The sequence below is a fragment of the Escherichia sp. MOD1-EC7003 genome, assembly GCF_002965065.1.
Taxonomy (GTDB): Bacteria; Pseudomonadota; Gammaproteobacteria; order Enterobacterales; family Enterobacteriaceae; genus Escherichia.
The window spans coordinates 41,544-64,702 of record NZ_PTRE01000013.1 but is presented as its reverse complement, the minus strand read 5'-3'; the positions used below and the strand labels follow the sequence as shown (position 1 = coordinate 64,702).

Sequence of the window (23,159 nt, the reverse complement as noted above, 5' to 3'; positions counted from 1 at the left end):
CGCGGCTTAGGTTCGGCTCCGCGAAACAAGAATCCTCGCCCTTTAGGGCGGGGAGTACGTCAAGTCTTAACAAACCAGACTGTTCTTTTTTTATACTGCACTGTTTTTGCCTGTATGATTAAGGGTTTAGCGCAGTATTTTGCGATGATTGCAATTAAAATCCCTATTTTTCAGTAGATTAATAACAGATAATATTCTGAGTTTGTTGATAGATAAACAGAAAAAAGCGCCGTTGTCAGCATAAAATAATGGTACAAAGGGCAGAATAATTCACTACCATTCAGGGGATTATGCTGAACATTTTTCATTCTCTAATGTTTTAACTTTATAATTATTGCTGAAAAAAAATTAATCACCTGCCAAAAGAAATAAAAAAGAGAAAGCCTCCGATTAAAATATTTCGCTACACTGGTTCCACTTTTGTGATTTACACGGGTTCCCCATGAAGCTGACCATCATTCGATTAGAAAACTTTAGTGACCAGGACCGGATTGACCTGCAAAAGATCTGGCCGGAGTATTCCCCTTCCTCTTTACAGGTTGACGATAACCACCGTATCTACGCCGCGCGTTTTAACGAGCGCCTGCTCGCTGCCGTGCGCGTTACGCTCGAAGGCACCCAAGCGACGCTCGACTCATTGCGCGTGCGCGAAGTCACCCGCCGTCGCGGCGTGGGGCAGTATCTGCTGGAAGAAACGTTGGCGGATAACGCGCAGGTATCCAGTTGGTGGATGGCAGATATCGGCGTGGAAGACCGTAGCGTGATGACGGCGTTTATGCAGACGCTGGGGTTTACGGCTCAGGCAGATGGCTGGGAGAAAAGATAAATATCCAGCGCCTCAACGTTGTCTGAGGCGCTGGATATTTTTTAACGACGGGAGCCAGCCATACGACGGTAGGTTAAACGACGACCTTTGATGGTGATAGACAACTGGTAGAGGTTTTCCGGTAACGTAACGCCAGAAAGACCCGCATCACCGATGGCGTGAATATCCGCGCCCGTCTGCTTAGACAGCAGTGCGCATTGGCGGATGGTGTCGACATCGGCCCCCTCGACTGAGCCATCAAGGAAGTTCATGGCCAGTGTGCCGGGCTTGTATCGATGCGTAAACTCGACACATTCACGGATCATATCTGGAGTAATCCCGGTGCGTGAACCGGGCATCGGTAAACAGATAACATCTGCACCAGCGTCTATAAGATCTTTAATTACATCATTTGCCGGACGGTCAGCCAGCGGATCACCTAATACTTTTGCATACGCCCCATCTTCCCATTTACCGGCGAAGATCAGTACATCATCGCCGAGGATTTCTTTCGCATAGCGCGTTGATTTAATGATCGTTTCAAACGATGTCCGGGTTCCTGGGTTGCCGCCTAAAACCACGAAATCAGCACCTTCTTCTTTAACACGCTGTAAATTCTCACGTGAAGCAATGCGATCGCTACGGACTAAACTTGATCCATTTGCTGAAGTGGAGGTCGAAATATCGTCCCCAGTACCACATTCGAGATAAATACCCATTGGAATATCAATGACTTTACGCATATCAGGCAAACGATAGTAGTGCGTGCTATACCCCCTTTCTTCATCGTATTCTTCAACCTGCATCCCCGGCATTTTATTTTCAGGATCCATCGAATAGCCATTGAAGAAAATCATATCCGCGCCAAATGCCTGATCGAGTTCAGCATTGGTAGTGCCTTCACATAAGCCTTCAAAGGCGACGTAGTTCTGCGCCAGTATCACTCGACCTTCAGAGTCAAAAATCGATTTTTTTAACTCCTGTGCTGTCATGCTGCGAATTTCAGTTTTTGAAGTGCTGACGAAACGACGCTTTGCCATGGATTACCTCTTTTATTCATAAATAATCATGTAGAAAACTGGATCGACGGTATCAGCTATCGTCAAGCTGATAATTTTTCCCGACGCGCTAAATTGACCTGCTCATTCAGTACCGCAATGGCCTGTTGGTAAGTCATATCCTTACGGAACAAACCTGCCGTGCCTAAAATGAACATATCGACATCGTTTGCCAGCGCTCTGACCACCTGCGGTGAAATAGCCCCATCAACGGCTATTTGTGCCTGACTTTGATGCTGTTTTAACATCGTTTTCAGGCGGCGAATTTTATCAATAGACGCAGTGATAAACGGCTGACCCGCAAAGCCTGGATTAACTGACATCACCATAATGGCGTCTGTAACGTCCAAAACTTCTTCCAACATATGCAGGGAAGTCCCCGGGTTAACAGCGACGCCAGCTTTAATGCCGCGCTGGTGGATATTACTCAATGTTCTGTGCAAGTGAGTTGGTGCCTCAGCGTGAACGTAAATAATGCTGCATCCGAGATCGGCAAAACGATCGATCCAGGCATCCGGGTTCGTCACCATCAGATGAACGTCGTAGGGAATTGTCGCAAGCCTCGATACGGCTTTGATATCTTCCGGGCCGAGGGCCAGGTTAGGCACAAAGTGGCCATCCATCACATCAATATGAAACAGTGATGCTCCTGCGGCTTCAAGGCTGGCCAGCTCTTGGGCAAGACGTGAAAAATCCACGCACATTAGAGAGGGGCAAAATTGTGTTTTCATCATTACTCCGCTTCAATACTGGCAATCATCTCGATCCGTTTCTGATGGCGTTCACCTTCAAAACTGGCATCTAACCAGGCATCAACTATCATTTTTGCCAGTTCGGCACCTACGACTCGTGAACCAAAAGAGAGCACGTTGGTATTGTTGTGCGAACGAGAGAGTTTCGCCGAATAAGGTTCACTGCACACCACGGCACGGATGCCTTTCACTTTGTTAGCGGCAATCGAAATACCAATCCCTGAGCCACAAATAACGATGCCCAAATTAGCCTCTCCTGATACCACCGCCTCCGCGACTGCTTTGCCGTAAATTGGATAATCAGTACGGGTTTCAGAGTGCGTACCTTTATCAATGACGGTGATCCCGCGCGCGACAAGGTGCTCAGTAATTGTGGGTTTAAGAATGATGCCAACGTGATCACAACCAATTGCAATTTTCATGTTTTCTCCCTTAATATTTGAAGTTCTTAACGGCTGGAAACCCAGCCGAAACTGTTAACGTGCGCCGTCCAGACAATCTTCCAGGTTGGACTTGATGAGTGTGACGTGCGGGCCATAGATAACCTGTACCCCCTTGCCTTTCCTGATAACACCTTTAGCGCCGGATGCCTTGAGCATCACGTCATCCACCAGATTCTCATCAACGACAGTGACACGCAGACGGGTAGCGCAGCAGTCGAGGTCCGAAATATTAGCTTCGCCTCCTAATCCATTAAGAATCAGCGTGGAAACCTCATCTCTTTTCGCCTCATCGCTGGTGGATGTGGATTGCTTATCACGCGCTTCCAGGTCTTTACGAGTGTAGAGTTTCGTTTCCTGAGAATCGTCTTCTCGCCCCGGCGTTTTAAAGTTGAAATGAGTGATGGTGAATCGAAACGCAAAGTAATAAATAGGGAATAACGGAATCCCAATCAGAATGGCGTTTATCCAGTGCGTTTTTGCATTACCCTGCATGACGCCGAAAAGCACGAAGTCAATCAGGCTACCGGAGAAGGTTTGCCCCACACCGACGTTAAATATGTGGCAGAACATGAAGGATAACCCTGCCAGCACACAGTGCATGGCATACAGCAGCGGTGCAGCAAACAGGAACGAGAACTCAATCGGTTCAGTAATCCCGGTCAAAATGGCTGTCAACGTCGCTGATAGCAACAAACCTAAAACGAGTTTGCGTTTCTCTGGGCGAGCAGTGTGGTAGATAGCCAACGCCGCGCCTGGAATTCCAAACATATAGAACGGGAACTTACCGGCCATAAAGCGAGTAGCATCGACGGAAAAAACTTGGGTATGTGAACTCGCCAGTTCCGCAAAGAAGATATTGGTGGCACCAGAAACGGCCACGCCGTCAATAAGATGCGTACCACCAAGGCCGGTTTGCAGGAACGGCATGGCAAACACGTGGTGTAAACCGAAAGGTATAAGCGCACGCTCCATCAGTCCGTAGAGAAAGGTTCCTGCATAGCCAGCCTTGTTTACCAGATCACCAATATGTAAAATCCCACTCTGAATTGATGGCCAGATATAGAACATCAGGATGCCGACGCACAAGAAGGTGACAGCAGAGATAATTGGAATAAAGCGCGTACCGCCGAAAAATGAGAAGGTCGTCGGTAGCACGATCCGATAAAAACGATTATGTAAGGCTGCAACGCCCAAACCTGTAATCACTCCGCCAAAAACCCCCATTTGCAGAGAGTTAATACCCAGAGTCATCCCTAATGCTCCTTCAGGGAGGGCTCCAGACGTCAGCAAGCCGTTAATGTCCAGCATCGCATTGATAGTGGCGTGCATCACAAAAAAACCGATAGCACCAGAAATCGCCGCCACTTCTTTTTCTTTTTTTGCCATCCCGAGTGCAACACCAATCGCAAAGATGACCGGCAGGTTGGCGAAGATAACACCGCCAGAACTTTTCATTACAGTGAGCAAAGCGTGAAGTATGGTTCCTGCACCCAGGATAGATTCGAGCCCATACGAATCGATGGTGGTTTGATTGGTAAACGAGGCCCCAATACCTAATAGCAGCCCTGCGACCGGAAGTAAGGCTATCGGGAGCATGAAAGAACGCCCTGTGCGCTGCAGTATTCCGAAAATTGCTGTTTTCATCGTGTTCCTTTTGACCATGTTAGGGGACAATAATCGAATCAAATTCAGGCAATAAATCGGAAGATCATTTATCGCCGACAAGCAATAACTTTACGTTTTCAATTATTGTTGTGAAGTTAGTGATGGTCAATAGCATTTCACGATCAACTTCACAGATAAAACAATTTTTGTGAAAATAAATTTCACACCACCTTTATAGGTGCTTTGTTTTAAGTGGGTTTTAGATCATCGTTTAATTTAAAGAGGGATAAAATTCACATAACCTATAGCTACCGTAAAAACATTGACTACTCAGCGGGCGAAACATTTGACCGTGTGTCACCTTGTGATACCCTTTTCTCTATCTCCTTCTGCACATTCATAGTGTGAAAAATGACCTCGAAGCAAGATCCAATTCAGGAAATGGACAGTACATTAGCAATTGGGGCACGAATAAAAATGTCCCTTTCACAGTTAAATCCAACCGAACGCAGGATAGTGGAATGGCTGATCATTAAAGGAAATATCACTCAGGAAACCAGCTTGCGTGAGGTCGCAGGAGCCCTAAAAGTCTCAGAACCTCTGCTGGTTAAGGTGGCCAAAAAGATTGGTTTTTCTGGTTTTCGTGAATTACGCAGTGCGCTTATCAGCTACTTTGAGTCTCTTCCCTATGAACGAGAAGAAGAGATCACGGAGCATGACAGTCTGGATACCGTACTGGATAAGGTTTTTTCAAACAGTATTCAGGTGCTTAAAGAAGCAAGGTCGATAGCGGATTCAGCCACGATCGGAAAAGCCGCGCATCTGATATTCCACGCACGAAGAGTCATCATTTTTGGCGTCGGTGGTTCAGCTTCCGTTGGCCAGGATTTTGAGCACAAACTTTTGCGTCTTGGCATCATTAGCCATGCTTACTGTGATTTCCATTTAATGTTAATGGCAGCAAGCCAACTTAATGAGAATGATGTGGTCATTGCGATTTCTCAAACAGGAGTGACGAGAGAAACGCTGAATGCGGTGAACACGGCAAAAGCACGTAAGGCAAAAATCATCTGCATCACCAATGATGACGGTTCACCACTTTCACAATGCTCAGATTTGTCTATTTTCAGTCCCGCAATGAGTGGACCGATACTTGGGCAGAATGCGGTGGCAAGGATTGTTCAACTGAACTTACTGGACAGCTTGTTTATTGCCATTCTTCTGGAGGATTTTCAGGGAAATAAGGAGAAGCTGTCTTTCGGTATAAATATTGTCAGCCCATTGCATGATGCAAAGTGAGTGATAAATGCCACGTTTTAGCAAACCGGGTGGCATTGAGTCACCCGGTTGCCAATCCACACTATTTTCCCAAAAATTTCGCACTGACTAAGCATTTCCACATGAGCAAAGCTCAAGGAATCACCAAGCTGCAGCTAACGCACCAGCGACGCGAAAGGCGTCGGGAAATCACTTCGCATCGGTCGCCGTACCGTTGGCGTGCCAGTCAAACACACCGAACTCAAAACCTTTCAAATCGCCTTTCTCATCCCAGGTCAGCGGCCCCATCACGGTATCAACCGAGTTCGCTTTCAGGTATTTAGCAATTTCTGCTGGGTCTTCAGACTGATTCAGGCCCGCTTGCAAAGATTGCAGCGCGGCGTAGGTGGTCCAGACGAACGCACCGCTTGGGTCCTGTTTTTTCGCTTTGATGGCGTCAACAATCGGTTTGTTCGCCGGAACCTGGTCGTAGTTCTTCGGCTTGGTCACCAGCAACCCTTCCGCTGATTCGCCCGCAATGTTAGATAACGAAACGTTAGCCACACCTTCCGGCCCCATAAACTGGGTTTTCAGCCCTGCGGCGCGCGCCTGGCGCAGGATCTGCCCCATTTCCGGGTGGTAACCGCCGTAATAAACGAAATCGATATTCTCTTTCTTCAAACGCGCCACAAGCGTTGAGAAATCTTTCTCACCAGCGGTGATACCGTCAAAGAAGACCACGTTGGCATTGCCTTTCTTCAGGTTTTCCTGAACGGCACGCGCCAGGCCTTCACCGTACTGTTGTTTGTCGTGAACGATAGCAATACGCTGTGGTTTCACTTTCTCAAGAATATATTTCGCCGCCGTTGGCCCCTGGTCAGAGTCCAGGCCAGTGGTGCGCAAGATCAGTTGATAACCACGCGCGGTCAGTTCTGGTGCCGTTGCCGCTGGGGTGATCATCAGAATGCCCTCATCTTCATAGATATCAGAAGCTGGCTGGGTGGAAGAGGAACAGAGATGACCAATAACATACTTAATACCGTCGTTAACCACTTTGTTCGCCACCGCAACCGCCTGTTTCGGGTCACAGGCATCATCATATTTTACGATTTGCAGCTTGTTGCCTTTGATGCCGCCTTTGGCGTTGATATCCGCAACCGCCTGTTCAGCGCCGGTAAACTCCTGGTCGCCATACTGCGCCACCGGGCCAGACATCGCGCCCACGACCGCGACTTTGATGTCTTCTGCCAGAGCCATATTGCTGAATGCCAGCGCGATACATCCTGCCAGTAACGTTTTACCCTTCGTGTTCATCCTGAGGTTCCCCATTGTTATGGTGATTGCATTTGTTGCGATATTGTTATTCGACACATTATTCTGCTTTTATCTATAAGATAAGCATATGATAATAGTAATAACCGATGCATGCGGTGTCAGATCAGCATAGTCTGCTAAAAACATACCTCATTTTTCGGATTTTGAAACGAGAAATCAGATAAAAATGTAACGTAATAATGACAAAAATGTGCTGATTTATCAGTCATACTGAGGAGGAGCCAACTCTCGTTAAAAGAAGCCTTCAACATTAAAGAATTCGAAATACTGGCAAATAGTCTATTTTAATTTCAGCATGCGCCTAAATAAGAACCTCATTAAGCTATTCAACAAAAAAATTCTCGTGTACAATTTTTAAAATTCCCAACCCACGAGGATAATATTAAATGGAATTATCAGATAACCTAAAAAAAGCTATAACTCTGCTTTATAGTTCCGGTAATTATAGTGACAAGGATTATGAGCAGAGATATATAAAGGCTATCAAGATACTTAAGAAGGAATCTCAAAATGGGGATGCTAATGCAATATATTTTCTGTCACGCACATATTTCGGAGAACAATATATTCCCAATGTCAGCGTAGGTAAAAAGTATGAGAATAGTGAACTTGGTTATCAACTTCTCCGGCAGAGTTTTGATCAGCGGAGTCCATTTGCCATTGTTAATGGCGCATTGCGCGTTTCAGGCGGAATATCCGATAAGGTAATAAGCAATCTCATTACTGAAGAGCCGATGGCATTTTCTCAGGCCATAGCACAAATAGAAAAGTGGGCAGACAATGGAAATTATTTTGCTAACTATATTTTAGCAAGTTTTTTCTACTGGGGTGATAATCAATTACTTGGCGATACAAAGCATCGGGATGATTTAGCATTAAAATATTATTCAAAGGCTCAAAAAAATGGGATGATCGTTGACAATTTCTCTTATAACATATTAGATATTGTTGTGAATCTCGAGGATGAAAAAGAACTAACTCGATGGTATAAAATTATCGCGAATTCAGGTTACCCAGATAAAACAATTGTAAGCATGTTGGACATAGCGAATAATCCGTGGGCACATGCGATGGTTTATCTCTATGGTTTTGGCAGGGATATTGATGTCAGCAAAGCATATAAAATATGTAAGCGACACAAAATTAGATTGCTACTAAAAAATTTCAGTAAGACAGGATTTTTTTCTTCTCCAATTTACAATTATCCCCAAACATGATTAACGCAATAACAGAAGATTCCCCCTGGATTCGCGCCCAGGGGTTATCGCATGCGCTTCAAACGTGATGACAGTTTCGCTTATTGAACAAAATGCATCACTATTCCCGCAATCACAAAAGCAAAAAGAGCGGCAAAAATCATAACGGGTAGCTTGCTCGTACTCTGCTTTTGTACCGGAGCCTTCCCTGAATGCATGCGGCAAAGTGCAGCCAGCACATAGACCGTGACATATTCAAGGTAAATCTGTTCTTGGTTGCGACTGTCGACAAGCAGTAATCCAACTTCTGCTGTGGAAGCAATATTTAGCAGCGCATCGCCTGCCGCTTCCCGAAAGGGAACTAATGAGCTTTGCAACGCAGGGGGCTCGCCAATATAAGCCAGAAAAAACGGTGTATCTATCGATTCGGCGGTTGATTTAATCAGACCGAGTTTGCCTGCCTCTAACTCCTCGACTTCCACCCAGAAACTGGCCGCATCCATCGCCTTCCAGAATTCAAATAAGCGTTTTTCTTTTTCCTCATCAGTCTCAGCATGTGCAGGGAATCGCCATTTTTCAATTAATCCATGCGCCACATCATCTCATCCGTAATAGTTACCAGATGGGAAGGGTATCAAACCAAGGCCTGGCAGAGAAGGCAAAGACCTGATTTTAGGAAAAACGAACACAAGTAATGTTCGTCGTATTGCGAAAGACGGGAATACATAAAACAAAAACCCCCGGACTCAAATCCAGGGGTTATCTGTGACAACTTAACGCGTTGCGCGATTACGCTTCAATGGCAGCGCGCAGTTTTTTCATCGCGTTCTTTTCCAGCTGGCGTACACGCTCAGCGGAAACGCCGTAACGATCGGCCAGTTCCTGCAACGTCGACTTGTTGTCTTCGTCCAGCCAGCGCGCGCGGATGATATCCTGGCTACGCTCGTCCAGACCCTGCATCGCGTCGGTCAGGCGGTTTGCTGCCTGCTCTTCCCAGTTATCATCTTCGATACCGTCGGCAAAGTTAGATGATTTATCCTGCAGATAGAGCACCGGAGCCATCGGCTGGCTGTCGGAATCGTCGTCGGAAGACAGGTCAAAGGTCATGTCCTGCGCCGCCATACGCGATTCCATCTCACGTACGTCTTTGCTGGTTACGCCCAGTTCACGGGCCACCATTTCGACCTCATCCTGATTAAACCAGCCCAGACGCTGCTTGGTTTTACGCAGGTTGAAGAACAGTTTGCGCTGCGCTTTGGTGGTCGCAACTTTGACGATACGCCAGTTACGCAGAACGTATTCGTGGATCTCTGCTTTGATCCAGTGAACGGCGAAGGAGACCAGGCGCACCCCCACTTCCGGGTTAAAACGGCGCACGGCTTTCATCAGGCCGATGTTACCTTCCTGAATCAAATCCGCCTGTGGCAGGCCATAGCCCGCATAATTACGAGCAATATGAACAACAAACCGCAGATGAGACAGGATCAGCGTTTTAGCTGATTCCAGGCAGCCATGGTAATGCAGCTTTTCAGCCAGCGCCCGCTCCTCGTCAGCCGATAACATCGGCCACGCGTTAGCGGCCCGGATGTAGGAATCCAGGTTACCAACTGGGGCTAAAGCTAAACTTTGCATTTTGTCAGTCATTCAAATCCTCTCAATCGATATCTTCTGGCGCTTCAGTGGTAGCAACAATTGTGCCAGAGCTTAAGAGCAACGAGGTTATCATTCACTGTTTTATCAGACCGTGATTTTATCCACAAGTTCAATGCAAGCTTGTGAATAAATTACGCACAAAATGTGACATGGAGATGAAATACCGGGAAGAGACAACGGGGTCTCTTTCCCTGCTACGGAACCCATTGCAGGGAAAGAGTATAACACGCTTTTATTATTCAGGCGTAAAATGGCGTAAATGTTGTACCGTGGCAAGCCACGCTGCCACCCAGCCAATCATCGAGCATACCAGCAGCAACAGCAGGCATTCATCGAACGATAAGCCATTGATATCAAACTTCGTTCCGAAAACCTGTGCTACTTCCGCAACCGCCGATGACAAGCGCAGTACCAGAATTTCTGACAAAATTAATGACAGCAATGCGCCAGAAAATCCCAACAGAGCGCCACCGTACAGGAACGGGCGCAGGATGAAACCATCTGTCGCACCAATCAGTTTCTGCACATTAATGGAATCACGGCGAGCAAAGATGCTCAGACGCACACTGTTGCCGATGACGAGGAACACTGCCGCCACCATCAACACGCCGATCATCGCCGAAACGCGCCCGACCAGCCCGGTCAACGCCGCCAGACGGGCAAACCAACTGTCATCCATCCGCACTTCATCAATGCCGTTAATCTGCGTGATTCGATCACGCAGCGTATTCAGCGATTCAGTCCCCTGAAAATCGAGTTTCGGGATCACCACCGCCACTGCCGGAAGCGGGTTTTCCTCCAGCATATCCAGCGCACCGCCAAAACCAGACCAGTTACGGAACTCGCCCAGTGCGTCTTCACGAGAAAGATAATTCACTTTCTCAACACCCTGCTCGGCCTGCAACTGCGCCACCACGCCTGCAGCGGCATCATCATCCAGCGTTTTTTGCAAGTAAACAGTGATTTGCGGTGACGGATAATACTGCGTCGCCGCCTGGTTAACGTTTTTGTACACCATATAACAGACGCTGGGCAGCGTCAGGGAGATGGCGATAACCATCACCGTTAAAAACGTGGCGAACGGTTTGCTTTTCAGATCCTGCAATGCGCCGTGGAAGGCATAGCGCACCTGTTCGTTGAAAACGTTGGTTTTGCGATTTACCGGTTTTGGCGAGGATTTCGCGCGTCTCGGCGCGTTACGACCGCCGTCGCCAGAGCTGCCGACCGATTTACGGAAGCGATCCAGACGACCGCCAAACTGCCGAATATGATTGATTGCATCGCGCTTATTCATGGCCCACGCCTCCATGCAAGTGACCATCGCTCAGGGTGAGCATGCGATAGGAACGCCGCGAAATCAGGTTGATGTCGTGCGTTGCCATCAATACCGTTACCCCAACGCGGTTAAACTCTTCAAACAGACGTAAAATCCCTTCCGACAGCGCGTCGTCCAGGTTACCAGTCGGTTCGTCTGCCAGCAGTACCGCAGGCTTGTTCACCACCGCGCGGGCAATGCCAACGCGCTGCTGTTCACCGCCGGAAAGCTGAATAGGGAAGTTCTTCGCTTTGTCCAGTAGCCCGACTTTATCCAGCGCCGCAGATACCCGGCGACGAATATCGTCACCGCTGGCACCGGCGATAATCAGCGGGATCGCCACGTTATCGTAGACAGTACGGTCCATCAGTAGATGGTGATCCTGGAAAATCATGCCAATCTGGCGGCGCAGAAACGGAACTTCACGGTTTTTCAGACGCGTGATGTCATGGCCGCTAAACCAGATTTTCCCGGCGCTGGGCCGCTCAATCCCACAGATCAGCTTCAGGAGGGTACTTTTCCCTGCGCCGGAATGACCGGTCAGAAATGCCATCTCACCAGGCTGCATATGGAACGTAACGCCCTGCAGCGCCTGTCTCCCACCGAGATAAGCCTTGCTGACATGTTCAAAGCGAATCATTGTTAATCCTCTCGGGCAAAAAGTGCCTCTATAAAGTCGTCTGCCTTAAACGGGCGCAAATCCTCAATACGTTCGCCGACACCAATGTAGCGGATAGGAATACCAAACTGGTCAGCCACCGAGAAAATTACCCCGCCTTTCGCCGTGCCGTCCAGTTTCGTTAGCGTGATGCCGGTTAAGCCAACGGCTTCATGGAACAGTTTGGCCTGGCTTACCGCATTCTGCCCGGTGCTGGCATCGATGGTCAGCATAACTTCATGCGGCGCTTCAACGTCGAGTTTCTTCATCACGCGGACGATTTTCTTCAACTCTTCCATCAGGTGCGATTTGTTCTGCAGGCGTCCGGCGGTATCGGCAATCAGGACGTCGATGTTGCGCGCTTTAGCTGCCTGAATGGCGTCGAAGATAACAGAGGCTGAATCCGCACCGGTATGCTGGGCAATCACCGGAATATTATTACGCTGCCCCCAGACCTGAAGCTGTTCAACCGCTGCCGCACGGAAAGTATCGCCCGCCGCCAGCATCACCGATTTACCCTGCTGCTCAAACTGACGCGCCAGCTTACCAATCGTCGTGGTTTTACCCACACCGTTGACACCCACCATCAGGATCACAAACGGCGTTTTACCTTCAACGTTCAGCGGCTCATCGACTTTCGCCAGAATTTCACCCATCTCTTCTTTCAACAGGCCATAGAGCGCCTCGGCATCACGAAGCTGCTTGCGGGTCGCGCCTTCTGTCAGGTTATTGATGATTTTACGCGTGGTTTCCACGCCCACATCGGCGATCAACAACTGTTCTTCCAGCTCCTCAAACAGATCATCGTCGATTTTTTTACCGCGGAACAGGCTGATAAATCCGGAACCGAGGTTTTCTTTAGTTTTTAACAGGCTGCGTTTCAGGCGTGCGAAGAAACCTTCTTTGGTCGGCTTTTCCTGCTCCTGAGCGATTTCTTCCACCGGCGGCTCTTCTTCTGCCGCCAGCGCCTGTGCTTCCAGCTCTTCGTCGGTGATTTCTTCTTTAGCCGCTTCGACAATCTCTACGGTTTCCGCTTCGGCCTGCCACTCTTCTGGCGAAACCTCTTCAGCGTTGACGTCTTCCGGCAACGGCAGCGCTTCACGCTCAATAGCCACTGGCTCCGGCGTAACTTCAGATTCAACGACTGATTCCGGCTCAGTAATGACTTCCGGTTCAGTAACAGCTTCAGGCTGCGCTTTTTCACTTTCAGCAACCTGTTCAGTGACTTCTACAACGTCGGCAGCAAAAGTTTCCACCTCGGCTTCAGTATGCGCCTGCGGTTGCTCTTCAACGACTTGTTCAGAAGCCTTCGCAGACTCTTGCGCCTGAACGATTTCTTCTACAACCGGTTGTTCGTTCTGGACTTCTGTCTCTTTTTCCGGGGGCTGCTCTTTTTGACCAAAGCCCAGCCAGGAAAAAAAGCCACGTTTTTTTTCTTTCGCCATTTGCGACTACACTCCTCGCTGTTGCTTCATGGCACAGCGTTAACGCTATGTACATAGCAGCTAAAAAAATGATGAAATAGTCTATCACTTAACTTAATTCACATCACCGCCTGCAAGTATGTGTTATCTGGCAGATTGAGCAATTTATCATGAAAAAACCGAATCATTCCGGCAGCGGCCAAATCCGCATTATTGGCGGGCAGTGGCGAGGCCGTAAACTCCCGGTTCCTGATAGCCCAGGTTTGCGCCCCACCACCGACCGCGTACGTGAAACGTTGTTTAACTGGCTGGCGCCGGTCATTGTTGACGCCCAATGTCTGGATTGCTTCGCCGGGAGCGGCGCGCTGGGCCTGGAAGCGTTATCGCGCTACGCTGCGGGAGCCACGTTGATTGAGATGGATCGCGCGGTTTCTCAGCAGTTAATTAAGAATCTGGCGACGCTAAAAGCAGGCAATGCACACGTGGTGAACAGTAATGCGATGTCATTCCTTGCGCAAAAAGGCACACCGCATAATATCGTGTTTGTCGATCCACCGTTCCGTCGTGGCTTGTTAGAAGAGACGATTAATTTACTGGAAGATAACGGCTGGCTGGCTGACGAAGCCCTGATTTATGTCGAAAGCGAAGTCGAAAATGGTCTGCCCACCGTTCCGGCAAACTGGTCATTACATCGGGAAAAAGTGGCGGGTCAGGTGGCTTATCGGCTGTATCAACGCGAAACACAAGGAGAAAGTGATGCTGATTAATATTGGTCGTTTGTTAATGCTCTGTGTTTGGGGATTTTTAATCCTCAACCTGGTACACCCCTTCCCACGCCCGCTGAATATTTTCGTTAACGTGGCGCTGATTTTTACCGTGCTGATGCATGGTATGCAGCTGGCGCTATTGAAATCCACTTTGCCGAAAGATGGCCCGCAGATGACCACCGCCGAAAAGGTGCGGATTTTCCTTTTCGGCGTGTTTGAACTGCTGACCTGGCAGAAGAAATTTAAAGTAAAAAAATAACCTTATTGTTCGCCAACAAAGCTGACAAAGCGCGTTCCTTTATAGCTCAGCGTACCTTTATCGCCCACTGTCAGGGCGTGGTACTGTTGGGCCTCGAGGCGAAACGTCTGCTCCATTCCTCCGCTTTGCGGTTTGAAGCTTGCCTCATAGCGAATACTGGTGCCTGCCGGAGTCATTTCCTGCTGGCGCGAACGGCGATCGTTAATCGGTTTTTCCCGCTTGTTGCTCACCACCACCCGCTTTTGCTGGAGTGGCGCCATATCATTATCAGCTTTTTCCCGTCGCTGCTGCATAAAACGAAACGATGCAGCGACGATGATTAAGCCAATGATAACAATAAAGAAAAGAGGCGGTTTGCTCATCTTTATCCCTCATCGGAAAATGCGGAAATAAGCATACCCTGCCAGTTATGGTGTTGTCATCCGTCCCCCCCCGCCACTAAACTGGAAGCAAGACCGTAGGCATTCCGCCTACGAAAAAATAACGAATTCAAGGAACTAAGATGCTTTGGTCGTTTATCGCAGTCTGTCTTTCCGCATGGTTATCTGTGGATGCATCGTATCGTGGGCCAACCTGGCAACGCTGGGTGTTTAAACCGTTAACCCTTCTTCTCCTGCTGTTACTGGCCTGGCAAGCGCCGATGTTCGACGCCATCAGCTATCTGGTGCTGGCGGGGCTGTGCGCCTCACTGCTGGGCGATGCGCTAACGCTGTTGCCACGTCAACGTCTGATGTACGCCATCGGCGCGTTTTTCCTCTCGCACCTGCTATACACCATCTATTTCGCCAGCCAGATGACACTCTCATTCTTCTGGCCTCTGCCGCTGGTATTGCTGGCTCTGGGCGCGCTGTTACTGGCGATTATCTGGACGCGTCTGGAAGAGTATCGCTGGCCTATCTGCACGTTTATCGGCATGACGCTGGTGATGGTGTGGCTGGCAGGTGAACTGTGGTTCTTCCGTCCAACCGCTCCGGCGCTTTCTGCATTTGTCGGCGCTTCGTTGCTGTTTATCAGTAACTTTGTCTGGCTGGGTAGCCACTATCGCCGACGCTTCCGTGCGGACAACGCGATTGCCGCCGCTTGTTATTTTGCCGGTCACTTCCTCATCGTCCGCTCGCTGTATCTCTGATAAAACTTGACTCTGGAGTCGACTCCAGAGTGTATCCTTCGGTTAATGAGAAAAAACCTAACCGGAGGATGCCATGTCGACTCCTGACAATCACGGCAAGAAAGCCCCTCAATTTGCCGCATTCAAACCGCTAACCACGGTACAAAACGCCAACGACTGTTGCTGCGACGGCGCATGTTCCAGCACGCCCCCCCTTTCTGAAAACGTCTCCGGCACCCGCTATAGCTGGAAAGTCAGCGGCATGGACTGCGCCGCCTGTGCGCGCAAGGTAGAAAATGCCGTGCGCCAGCTTGCAGGCGTGAATCAGGTGCAGGTGTTGTTCGCCACTGAGAAGCTGGTGGTTGATGCCGACAATGACATCCGTACCCAGGTTGAATCTGCGGTGCAAAAAGCGGGTTATTCCCTGCGCGATGAACAGGCCGCCGAAGAGCCGCAAGCATCACGCCTGAAAGAGAATCTGCCGCTGATTACGCTAATCGTGATGATGGCAATCAGCTGGGGTCTGGAGCAGTTCAATCATCCGTTCGGGCAACTGGCGTTTATCGCGACCACGCTGGTTGGGCTGTACCCGATTGCTCGTCAGGCATTACGGCTGATCAAATCTGGCAGCTACTTCGCCATTGAAACGTTAATGAGCGTAGCCGCGCTTGGTGCGCTGTTTATTGGCGCAACGGCAGAAGCTGCGATGGTGTTGCTGCTGTTTTTGATTGGTGAACGCCTGGAGGGCTGGGCCGCCAGCCGTGCACGTCAGGGCGTTAGCGCGTTAATGGCGCTGAAACCAGAAACCGCCACGCGCTTGCGTAACGGTGAGCGTGAAGAGGTGGCGATTAACAGCCTGCGGCCTGGCGATGTGATTGAAGTTGCCGCAGGTGGACGTTTGCCTGCTGACGGTAAACTGCTCTCACCGTTTGCCAGTTTTGATGAAAGCGCCCTGACCGGCGAATCCATTCCGGTGGAGCGCGCGACGGGCGATAAAGTTCCTGCAGGCGCCACCAGCGTAGATCGACTGGTAACACTGGAAGTGCTGTCAGAACCGGGGGCCAGCGCCATTGACCGCATTCTGAAACTGATCGAAGAGGCTGAAGAGCGCCGCGCCCCCATCGAGCGGTTTATCGACCGTTTCAGCCGTATCTATACACCCGCGATTATGGCCGTCGCCCTGCTGGTAACGCTGGTGCCGCCGCTGCTGTTTGCCGCCAGCTGGCAAGAGTGGATTTATAAAGGACTGACGCTGCTACTGATTGGCTGCCCGTGTGCGTTAGTTATCTCCACGCCCGCAGCGATTACCTCCGGATTGGCGGCAGCGGCACGTCGTGGAGCATTGATTAAAGGTGGTGCGGCGCTGGAGCAGTTAGGTCGTGTTACCCAGGTGGCATTTGATAAAACCGGAACGCTGACCATCGGCAAGCCGCGCGTAACCGCCATCCATTCTGCAACAGGCGTTAGCGAATCTGACCTGCTGGCACTGGCGGCAGCGGTCGAGCAAGGCGCGACGCATCCGCTGGCACAAGCCATTGTGCGCGAAGCACAGATTGCTGCACTCACCATTCCCGCCGCCCAGTCACAGCGGGCGCTGGTCGGCTCTGGCATTGAAGCGCTGGTTAACGGTGAGCGTGTGTTGATTTGCGCTGCCGGGAAATATCCTGCCGATGCATTCGCCGGACTGATTAGCGAACTGGAAATCGCCGGGCAAACGGTAGTGCTGGTGGTGCGTAACGATGATGTGCTGGGTGTGATTGCGTTGCAGGATACCCTGCGCGCCGACGCTGCAACTGCCATCAGAGAACTGAACGCGCTGGGCGTCAAAGGGGTGATCCTCACTGGCGATAATCCACGCGCAGCGGCGGCAATCGCCGGGGAACTGGGGCTGGAGTTTAAAGCGGGCCTCTTGCCGGAAGATAAAGTCAAAGCGGTGACAGAGCTGAATCAACATGCGCCGCTGGCGATGGTCGGTGACGGTATTAACGACGCTCCAGCGATGAAAGCTGCCGCTATCGGGATTGCAATGGGTAGCGGCACAGACGTCGCACTGGAAACCGCCGATGCAGCATTAACCCATAACCACCTGCGTGGTCTGGTGCAAATGATCGAACTGGCGCGCGCCACTCACGCTAATATCCGCCAGAACATCACCATTGCGCTGGGGCTGAAAGGGATCTTCCTCGTCACCACGCTTTTAGGGATGACCGGTCTGTGGCTGGCAGTGCTGGCAGATACGGGTGCGACAGTGCTGGTAACGGCGAATGCGTTAAGGTTGTTGCGCAGGAAAGGTTAATTTTTTCGGATTGCAGCCATCCTGACCATAATATACGGTGAGTCCTGCGAAGTTATCGAAACAGACTGCGCAGGATCTCATCGAATAACATATACATGGAATCAATGGATAATGATTACGCTAAATTCAAATTACTGGGGAACACTCGCTGTTAATGAGTCAGAGGGATTCGCGGAATATGTAACCGTTACGCTTAACAATGAGAAACGAACTGTCTGGCTAAATATTTTTGGAGATGTCCTGCCAAATACCTCAACCGATAAAATAGTTACTCTCCTGGATAGCCTCCCGACATGTACTGAAATTATCCGCAACGTACTATCCCAAAAGAAAGGAACAAATGCGTTTATTGATGCATTTATTGAATTTCATTTAGATGAACTGGATGCTGAAACACTGCAATCGCTTGATATCACTCCACCGACACACGAGACCTGTGCTAACCAACTCATTTTACGTGGCGTTCATATGTGGATGGCTGCTCCTGCCCCTGGCACGTTAAAAATGACACTGGATTATGGGGTATCAGAGGATATCTCGGATGAGTTACTGGTATTTAATTTCAACGAGTATAGTGAGTTGTTAAATATTACCTGGGAAAGTTAAGCCTTTTCGCTGGGAAACGCAATTTATATAAGGCTGTCTTCCTGGAAATATCACTGACTATTCAAGTCTTAATGCTGGGCCGGGAACAGAGGCAAGTTCAGGAAAGCATAATATAACGCTAACATCAGAATGACGGAGATAACACTGAATGCAGCAACCAGGCGAGATGCTAATGATGGCCTTTTGAACATCAACCACAGGGCATAAACAAGCCCGACACCGCTAAGTAAAGGTAAAAAAATCATTAGCCAGAGCCAACCACAGGCAAGTACCCCCAGCCATCCCCCAATGATGATAAAAACAGGCATCAGCCAATTGGGGACGAACATCGCCAGCAATCCCAGCAGTGCCAGACAAACGGGAATCGAATAATCCATTTCTGCATTCCATAACGTTGGCAATCATTGCTCTTTGCGTGCCCCATGCCGGATGCGGCGTGAACGCCTTATCCGGCCTACAAATCGATCACAACATTGAGCGCGTTCGATGCAAAGAAGATTACAGACCGCATCAGGCAGTGCCCTCAACCGCCTTTACGAATCAAATAACGATAAGGCAGTCCGTCCGTCTCTTTGGCAACCAGTTCGTGTTCCATAAAGGTACAAAACCCAGGAATATCACGGGTCGTCGCCGGATCGTCAGCAATAATCAGCAACGTTTCACCAGGCTGCATATTGCGCACGGTTTTGCGCACCATCATTACTGGTTCCGGGCAGCGCAGGCCAAGTGCGTCAAGTGTGTGGTCAGGGCTTGAAAAGAGATCGGTCATTTTCTTCTCATCATATGAAAAAACGGCGCTAGTTTACGCCCTGTGAGTCCGTAAGCAAACCAGGTTAACGATTGCGTGAAAATTAACCATTGCATTGTCAACGTAAAGCAGTATCATGCGGCGGCTCGAAAAAAGGGTAAGCACGTTATTATGTTAAGGTAACAGACGTGTCGTACGTATTGGGTTCCCTCACCCCAATGGTTAATCAAAAAGGTACAATATGAACGCTTTCTCACAAAACCAACGCTATAAGGCGTTGTTCTGGTTATCGTTATTTCATCTTCTGGTGATCACCTCCAGTAACTATCTGGTTCAGCTTCCCGTTTCCATTTTTGGTTTCCATACCACCTGGGGCGCGTTTAGCTTTCCGTTTATCTTTCTCGCGACCGACCTGACTGTGCGTATTTTTGGCGCACCGCTGGCCCGTCGTATCATCTTTGCGGTGATGATCCCGGCGTTATTGATCTCCTATGTCATCTCGTCACTGTTCTATATGGGTTCCTGGCAAGGGTTTGACGCGCTCGCCCACTTCAACCTGTTTGTCGCCCGTATTGCCACCGCCAGTTTCATGGCCTACGCGCTGGGGCAGATCCTCGACGTGCACGTTTTTAACCGACTGCGTCAGAGCCGTCGCTGGTGGCTGGCACCAACGGCTTCCACACTGTTTGGTAACGTCAGCGACACGCTGGCCTTCTTCTTCATTGCCTTCTGGCGCAGCCCGGATGCCTTTATGGCTGAACACTGGATAGAAATCGCGCTGGTCGATTACTGTTTCAAAGTGTTAATCAGTATCGTTTTCTTCCTGCCAATGTATGGCGTATTACTCAATATGCTGTTGAAAAGACTCGCAGATAAATCCGAAATCAACGCTTTGCAGGCGAGTTAAAGGTTCGTTATCAGAGTTGTGATAAGATGGTTGAATGAGCCGTTATGGCCGTTTATCGAAAGGAAGAAGTCAATGCGCAATCTGGTTAAATATGTCGGAATTGGCCTGCTGGTTATGGGGCTTGCGGCCTGTGATGATAAAGACACTAACGCTACGGCGCAGGGGGCGGTCGCGGAAAGTAACGCGACCGGGAATCCCGTCAACCTGCTTGATGGCAAGTTAAGTTTCTCGCTGCCAGCGGATATGACTGACCAGAGCGGGAAGCTGGGAACGCAGGCCAATAACATGCATGTCTGGTCCGACGCTACCGGGCAGAAAGCAGTCATCGTCATCATGGGCGATGATCCGAAAGAAGATCTGGCAGTGCTGGCGAAGCGTCTGGAAGATCAGCAACGTAGCCGCGACCCGCAGCTGCAAGTAGTAACCAATAAAGCCATTGAGCTGAAAGGTCACAAAATGCAGCAGTTAGACAGCATTATTTCCGCGAAAGGCCAGACGGCGTACTCTTCCGTTATTCTGGGTAATGTGGGTAATCAACTGCTGACCATGCAAATCACGCTGCCAGCTGACGATCAGCAAAAAGCGCAGGCCACCGCAGAAAACATCATTAATACGCTGGTTATTCAGTAAGTTTTAAGATGATGAGACGGCCTCAGGGATGTGTTCCGGAGGCCGTTTTTTTAATCGCCACGTCAGCAATAACGCGATTGCGACTAGCCCCGCCGCCGCCAGATAAATCACCGGTACGCCTGCCCAACTCATCACCAGCCCAGCCAACGGTCCGGTCACGCCAAGCGATAAATCCATAAATACGGTGTAGGTTGCCAGTGCAGCCCCCTGATTCTGCTGTGGAACAGCTTTTACCGCCACTACGCCCAATGCCGGGAACACCAGCGAAAACCCAGCCCCCGCCAGTAAGACGCCGATTTTCGCCATCCACGGCATGGTCGCCACGCCAACCAGCAGCAGGCCGATTATCTCAACGCTAAAGCAAATCATCGCTACGTTTAAGCCACCGATACGGTTAATACCGTTAGGGAATAACAAACGCGTACCGACAAACGCACAGCTAAACAGCGTCAACGCAAAAGCAGCACCGTCCCAACCTTTAGCGTCATAAAACAGCGTGATAAAGGTAGCGATGACGCCAAATCCGGCAGAAGCCAGTGCCAGCGCCATACCGTACAGCCAGACGCGCCCATAATGATTAACGCTAACGCCTGCAAGCCGCCCCAGTGATAAAAAACGACACCTAACGGCGCCCCCATCGCCATCGCCCCGTAAGTGACAATGCCGTTCCACGAAATCACCCGCCCGATATGCAGCGAACCGACTACGCCCACGCCCCACAGTGTCGATCCCGTTCCGGCAAAACTTTGCCCAATGCCGAGGACCACGCGTCCCAGGCAAAGTAATAACAGGCTGATGATGGGCAGACTGGCGGTTAATCCCGCCGCCAGATACCCCAGACCGCTCAAAAAGCAGCCGCACAAACCGAAAACGACAATCTTTTTTGGCCCCAGCAAATCGGCGTAACGTCCGGCATGAGGACGGCTCAGTAAGGTGGCGAAATATTGTAGGCTGATTACCAATCCTGCCCAGAAAGCGCTAAAGCCCATCACATCATGGACATAGCCCGGTAATACAGCGAGCGGCAACCCGATGGTGAGATAGCTGGCGAAGTTAAACATGACAATGGAGACAATGCGCAAATTCAGGCGCAATCCGTTTAGCACGGGTTCGGGCATGAGGCTCACCACATTTTTACAACAGTGTTTCATTTTTACCACGTGCTGACGTGAAAATCAGCAGTAAGAATCAGAATATTGCTGGCGTGACTCCCGCTACACTTAATACAAAAAGTCACAAGGAAGCCCAATGGAAACCCCTCAACCTGATAAAACGGGCATGCACATTCTGCTTAAACTGGCCTCGCTGGTAGTGATCCTCGCAGGCATTCACGCAGCGGCAGATATCATTGTGCAGCTGTTACTGGCGCTGTTTTTTGCCATCGTCCTCAATCCGCTCGTCACCTGGTTTATTCGTCGGGGCGTAAAGCGTCCCGTTGCAATTACCATCGTGGTTGTGGTGATGTTGATTGCGCTCACCGCGCTGATTGGCGTACTGGCGGCATCGTTTAACGAATTTATCTCTATGCTGCCGAAGTTTAATAAGGAGCTGACACGCAAGCTTTTTAAATTGCAGGAGATGTTGCCTTTTCTTAATTTGCATATGTCGCCGGAGCGAATGCTGCAGCGGATGGACTCAGAAAAAGTGGTTACCTTCACCACGGCGCTAATGACCGGGCTTTCCGGGGCAATGGCGAGCGTACTTTTACTGGTGATGACCGTCGTTTTCATGCTGTTTGAAGTACGCCACGTCCCTTACAAAATGCGTTTTGCGTTGAATAATCCACAGATTCACATCGCCGGGCTACACCGCGCCTTAAAAGGTGTTTCGCACTATCTTGCATTGAAGACGCTGCTAAGTTTATGGACAGGCATAATCATCTGGCTGGGGCTGGCACTAATGGACGTACAGTTTGCGCTGATGTGGGCGGTACTGGCGTTTTTGCTCAACTACGTCCCCAATATCGGCGCGGTAATTTCTGCCGTGCCACCAATGATACAGGTACTGCTGTTTAATGGTGTTTACGAATGTATTCTGGTCGGCGCATTGTTTTTAGTGGTCCATATGGTCATCGGAAATATTTTAGAACCACGGATGATGGGCCATCGCCTGGGGATGTCCACCATGGTGGTATTTCTTTCATTGTTAGTCTGGGGATGGCTGCTCGGCCCGGTAGGGATGCTACTTTCGGTGCCATTAACCAGCGTCTGTAAAATCTGGATGGAAACCACCAAAGGCGGCAGCAAACTGGCGATTTTACTGGGACCGGGCAGACCGAAAAGTCGGTTACCGGGATAAGGCGACAAGTGATACGATACGCACTTTCATTTTCCATTA

General features: G+C 49.8%; 24 protein-coding genes and 1 pseudogene. 11 read left to right on the top strand and 14 right to left on the bottom strand.

Annotated features, from left to right (window positions below):
- Positions 1-442: 442 nt before the first annotated feature.
- Entirely contained in the window at positions 443-826 is a 384-nt protein-coding gene (gene panM, locus A7090_RS02035; RefSeq protein ID WP_105272830.1) for an aspartate 1-decarboxylase autocleavage activator PanM, read from the top strand.
- A 41-nt stretch (positions 827-867) separates the two neighbouring features.
- Here panM and A7090_RS02030 read toward each other — a convergent pair whose 3' ends face one another.
- From A7090_RS02030 to A7090_RS02015, 4 genes are all read right to left on the bottom strand, one after another.
- Positions 868-1,845, bottom strand: a complete 978-nt coding sequence (locus A7090_RS02030; protein ID WP_105272829.1) for a DUF7916 family protein — start codon at positions 1,843-1,845, stop codon at positions 868-870.
- 62 nt (positions 1,846-1,907) lie between these two features.
- On the bottom strand, positions 1,908-2,597 hold the full coding sequence (gene rpe, locus A7090_RS02025; RefSeq protein WP_240246166.1) for a ribulose-phosphate 3-epimerase: 690 nt from the start codon (positions 2,595-2,597) through the stop codon (positions 1,908-1,910).
- Complete coding sequence (gene rpiB, locus A7090_RS02020) at positions 2,597-3,037, bottom strand: ribose 5-phosphate isomerase B (protein ID WP_105272827.1); 441 nt, start codon at positions 3,035-3,037, stop codon at positions 2,597-2,599. The genes rpe and rpiB overlap by 1 nt, the downstream gene beginning before the upstream one ends.
- Before the next feature lie 54 nt (positions 3,038-3,091).
- Entirely contained in the window at positions 3,092-4,702 is a 1,611-nt protein-coding gene (locus A7090_RS02015) for a PTS transporter subunit EIIC (RefSeq protein WP_105272826.1), read from the bottom strand.
- A gap of 402 nt (positions 4,703-5,104) precedes the next feature.
- On the opposite strand from A7090_RS02015, the gene A7090_RS02010 reads away from it, so the two are divergent.
- The gene (locus A7090_RS02010; protein ID WP_241957261.1) at positions 5,105-5,962 is read left to right on the top strand and encodes an SIS domain-containing protein; all 858 of its coding nucleotides are present in this window, start codon (positions 5,105-5,107) and stop codon (positions 5,960-5,962) included.
- A 168-nt stretch (positions 5,963-6,130) separates the two neighbouring features.
- Here the strand turns inward: A7090_RS02010 and livJ are convergent, their stop codons facing one another.
- Positions 6,131-7,234, bottom strand: coding sequence for a branched chain amino acid ABC transporter substrate-binding protein LivJ (livJ, locus tag A7090_RS02005; protein WP_105272824.1), 1,104 nt, complete (start codon positions 7,232-7,234; stop codon positions 6,131-6,133).
- 407 nt (positions 7,235-7,641) lie between these two features.
- Between livJ and A7090_RS02000 the strand changes: the two genes are divergently transcribed.
- Positions 7,642-8,472, top strand: a complete 831-nt coding sequence (locus tag A7090_RS02000; protein ID WP_105272823.1) for a hypothetical protein — start codon at positions 7,642-7,644, stop codon at positions 8,470-8,472.
- Positions 8,473-8,552: 80 nt separating this feature from the next.
- Here the strand turns inward: A7090_RS02000 and A7090_RS01995 are convergent, their stop codons facing one another.
- The 5 genes from A7090_RS01995 to ftsY all read right to left on the bottom strand — a co-directional run bounded on the left by A7090_RS01995 (position 8,553) and on the right by ftsY (position 13,522).
- Positions 8,553-9,047, bottom strand: a complete 495-nt coding sequence (locus tag A7090_RS01995; protein WP_105272822.1) for a hypothetical protein — start codon at positions 9,045-9,047, stop codon at positions 8,553-8,555.
- 193 nt (positions 9,048-9,240) lie between these two features.
- Positions 9,241-10,095 (bottom strand): RNA polymerase sigma factor RpoH, encoded by an 855-nt coding sequence (gene rpoH / locus A7090_RS01990; RefSeq protein WP_105272821.1) that lies wholly within the window; start codon positions 10,093-10,095, stop codon positions 9,241-9,243.
- Between the two features lie 244 nt (positions 10,096-10,339).
- The gene (ftsX, locus tag A7090_RS01985; protein WP_105272820.1) at positions 10,340-11,398 is read right to left on the bottom strand and encodes a permease-like cell division protein FtsX; all 1,059 of its coding nucleotides are present in this window, start codon (positions 11,396-11,398) and stop codon (positions 10,340-10,342) included.
- The gene (gene ftsE, locus A7090_RS01980; RefSeq protein ID WP_000617723.1) at positions 11,391-12,059 is read right to left on the bottom strand and encodes a cell division ATP-binding protein FtsE; all 669 of its coding nucleotides are present in this window, start codon (positions 12,057-12,059) and stop codon (positions 11,391-11,393) included. Before ftsE ends, ftsX begins: the two co-directional genes overlap by 8 nt.
- 2 nt (positions 12,060-12,061) lie before the next feature.
- On the bottom strand, positions 12,062-13,522 hold the full coding sequence (gene ftsY / locus A7090_RS01975; RefSeq protein ID WP_105272819.1) for a signal recognition particle-docking protein FtsY: 1,461 nt from the start codon (positions 13,520-13,522) through the stop codon (positions 12,062-12,064).
- A gap of 149 nt (positions 13,523-13,671) precedes the next feature.
- Between ftsY and rsmD the strand changes: the two genes are divergently transcribed.
- The gene (gene rsmD / locus A7090_RS01970) at positions 13,672-14,268 is read left to right on the top strand and encodes a 16S rRNA (guanine(966)-N(2))-methyltransferase (protein ID WP_105272818.1); all 597 of its coding nucleotides are present in this window, start codon (positions 13,672-13,674) and stop codon (positions 14,266-14,268) included.
- On the top strand, positions 14,258-14,527 hold the full coding sequence (locus A7090_RS01965) for a DUF1145 family protein (protein ID WP_105272817.1): 270 nt from the start codon (positions 14,258-14,260) through the stop codon (positions 14,525-14,527). The genes rsmD and A7090_RS01965 overlap by 11 nt, the downstream gene beginning before the upstream one ends.
- 2 nt (positions 14,528-14,529) lie before the next feature.
- On the opposite strand, the gene A7090_RS01960 is transcribed toward A7090_RS01965, so the two are convergent.
- Entirely contained in the window at positions 14,530-14,889 is a 360-nt protein-coding gene (locus tag A7090_RS01960) for a DUF2500 domain-containing protein (protein ID WP_105272816.1), read from the bottom strand.
- 140 nt (positions 14,890-15,029) lie between these two features.
- Here A7090_RS01960 and A7090_RS01955 point away from each other — a divergent pair, with 140 nt between their 5' ends.
- The 3 genes from A7090_RS01955 (at position 15,030) to A7090_RS01945 (ending at position 18,537) form a co-directional block, all read left to right on the top strand.
- A complete protein-coding gene (locus tag A7090_RS01955) occupies positions 15,030-15,656 on the top strand; it encodes a lysoplasmalogenase (protein WP_105272815.1) in 627 nt (208 codons plus the stop codon).
- Between the two features lie 73 nt (positions 15,657-15,729).
- A complete protein-coding gene (zntA, locus tag A7090_RS01950) occupies positions 15,730-17,931 on the top strand; it encodes a Zn(II)/Cd(II)/Pb(II) translocating P-type ATPase ZntA (protein ID WP_105272814.1) in 2,202 nt (733 codons plus the stop codon).
- Between the two features lie 111 nt (positions 17,932-18,042).
- Positions 18,043-18,537, top strand: a complete 495-nt coding sequence (locus A7090_RS01945; protein WP_240246162.1) for a DUF2004 domain-containing protein — start codon at positions 18,043-18,045, stop codon at positions 18,535-18,537.
- Positions 18,538-18,605: 68 nt separating this feature from the next.
- On the opposite strand, the gene A7090_RS01940 is transcribed toward A7090_RS01945, so the two are convergent.
- Together A7090_RS01940 and tusA are read right to left on the bottom strand one after the other, a co-directional pair.
- On the bottom strand, positions 18,606-18,914 hold the full coding sequence (locus A7090_RS01940; RefSeq protein WP_105272812.1) for a hypothetical protein: 309 nt from the start codon (positions 18,912-18,914) through the stop codon (positions 18,606-18,608).
- 146 nt (positions 18,915-19,060) lie between these two features.
- The gene (tusA, locus tag A7090_RS01935) at positions 19,061-19,306 is read right to left on the bottom strand and encodes a sulfurtransferase TusA (RefSeq protein WP_000130621.1); all 246 of its coding nucleotides are present in this window, start codon (positions 19,304-19,306) and stop codon (positions 19,061-19,063) included.
- 220 nt (positions 19,307-19,526) lie between these two features.
- Here tusA and A7090_RS01930 point away from each other — a divergent pair, with 220 nt between their 5' ends.
- A complete protein-coding gene (locus tag A7090_RS01930) occupies positions 19,527-20,192 on the top strand; it encodes a 7-cyano-7-deazaguanine/7-aminomethyl-7-deazaguanine transporter (RefSeq protein ID WP_105272811.1) in 666 nt (221 codons plus the stop codon).
- Positions 20,193-20,264: 72 nt separating this feature from the next.
- Entirely contained in the window at positions 20,265-20,822 is a 558-nt protein-coding gene (gene dcrB, locus A7090_RS01925; protein WP_105272810.1) for a phage sensitivity protein DcrB, read from the top strand.
- 3 nt (positions 20,823-20,825) lie between these two features.
- Here the strand turns inward: dcrB and A7090_RS01920 are convergent.
- Positions 20,826-21,940 (bottom strand): annotated as a pseudogene (locus A7090_RS01920) (MFS transporter).
- A gap of 130 nt (positions 21,941-22,070) precedes the next feature.
- Between A7090_RS01920 and A7090_RS01915 the strand changes: the two are divergent.
- Entirely contained in the window at positions 22,071-23,120 is a 1,050-nt protein-coding gene (locus A7090_RS01915; protein ID WP_105272809.1) for an AI-2E family transporter, read from the top strand.
- The last annotated feature ends 39 nt before the right edge of the window (positions 23,121-23,159 follow it).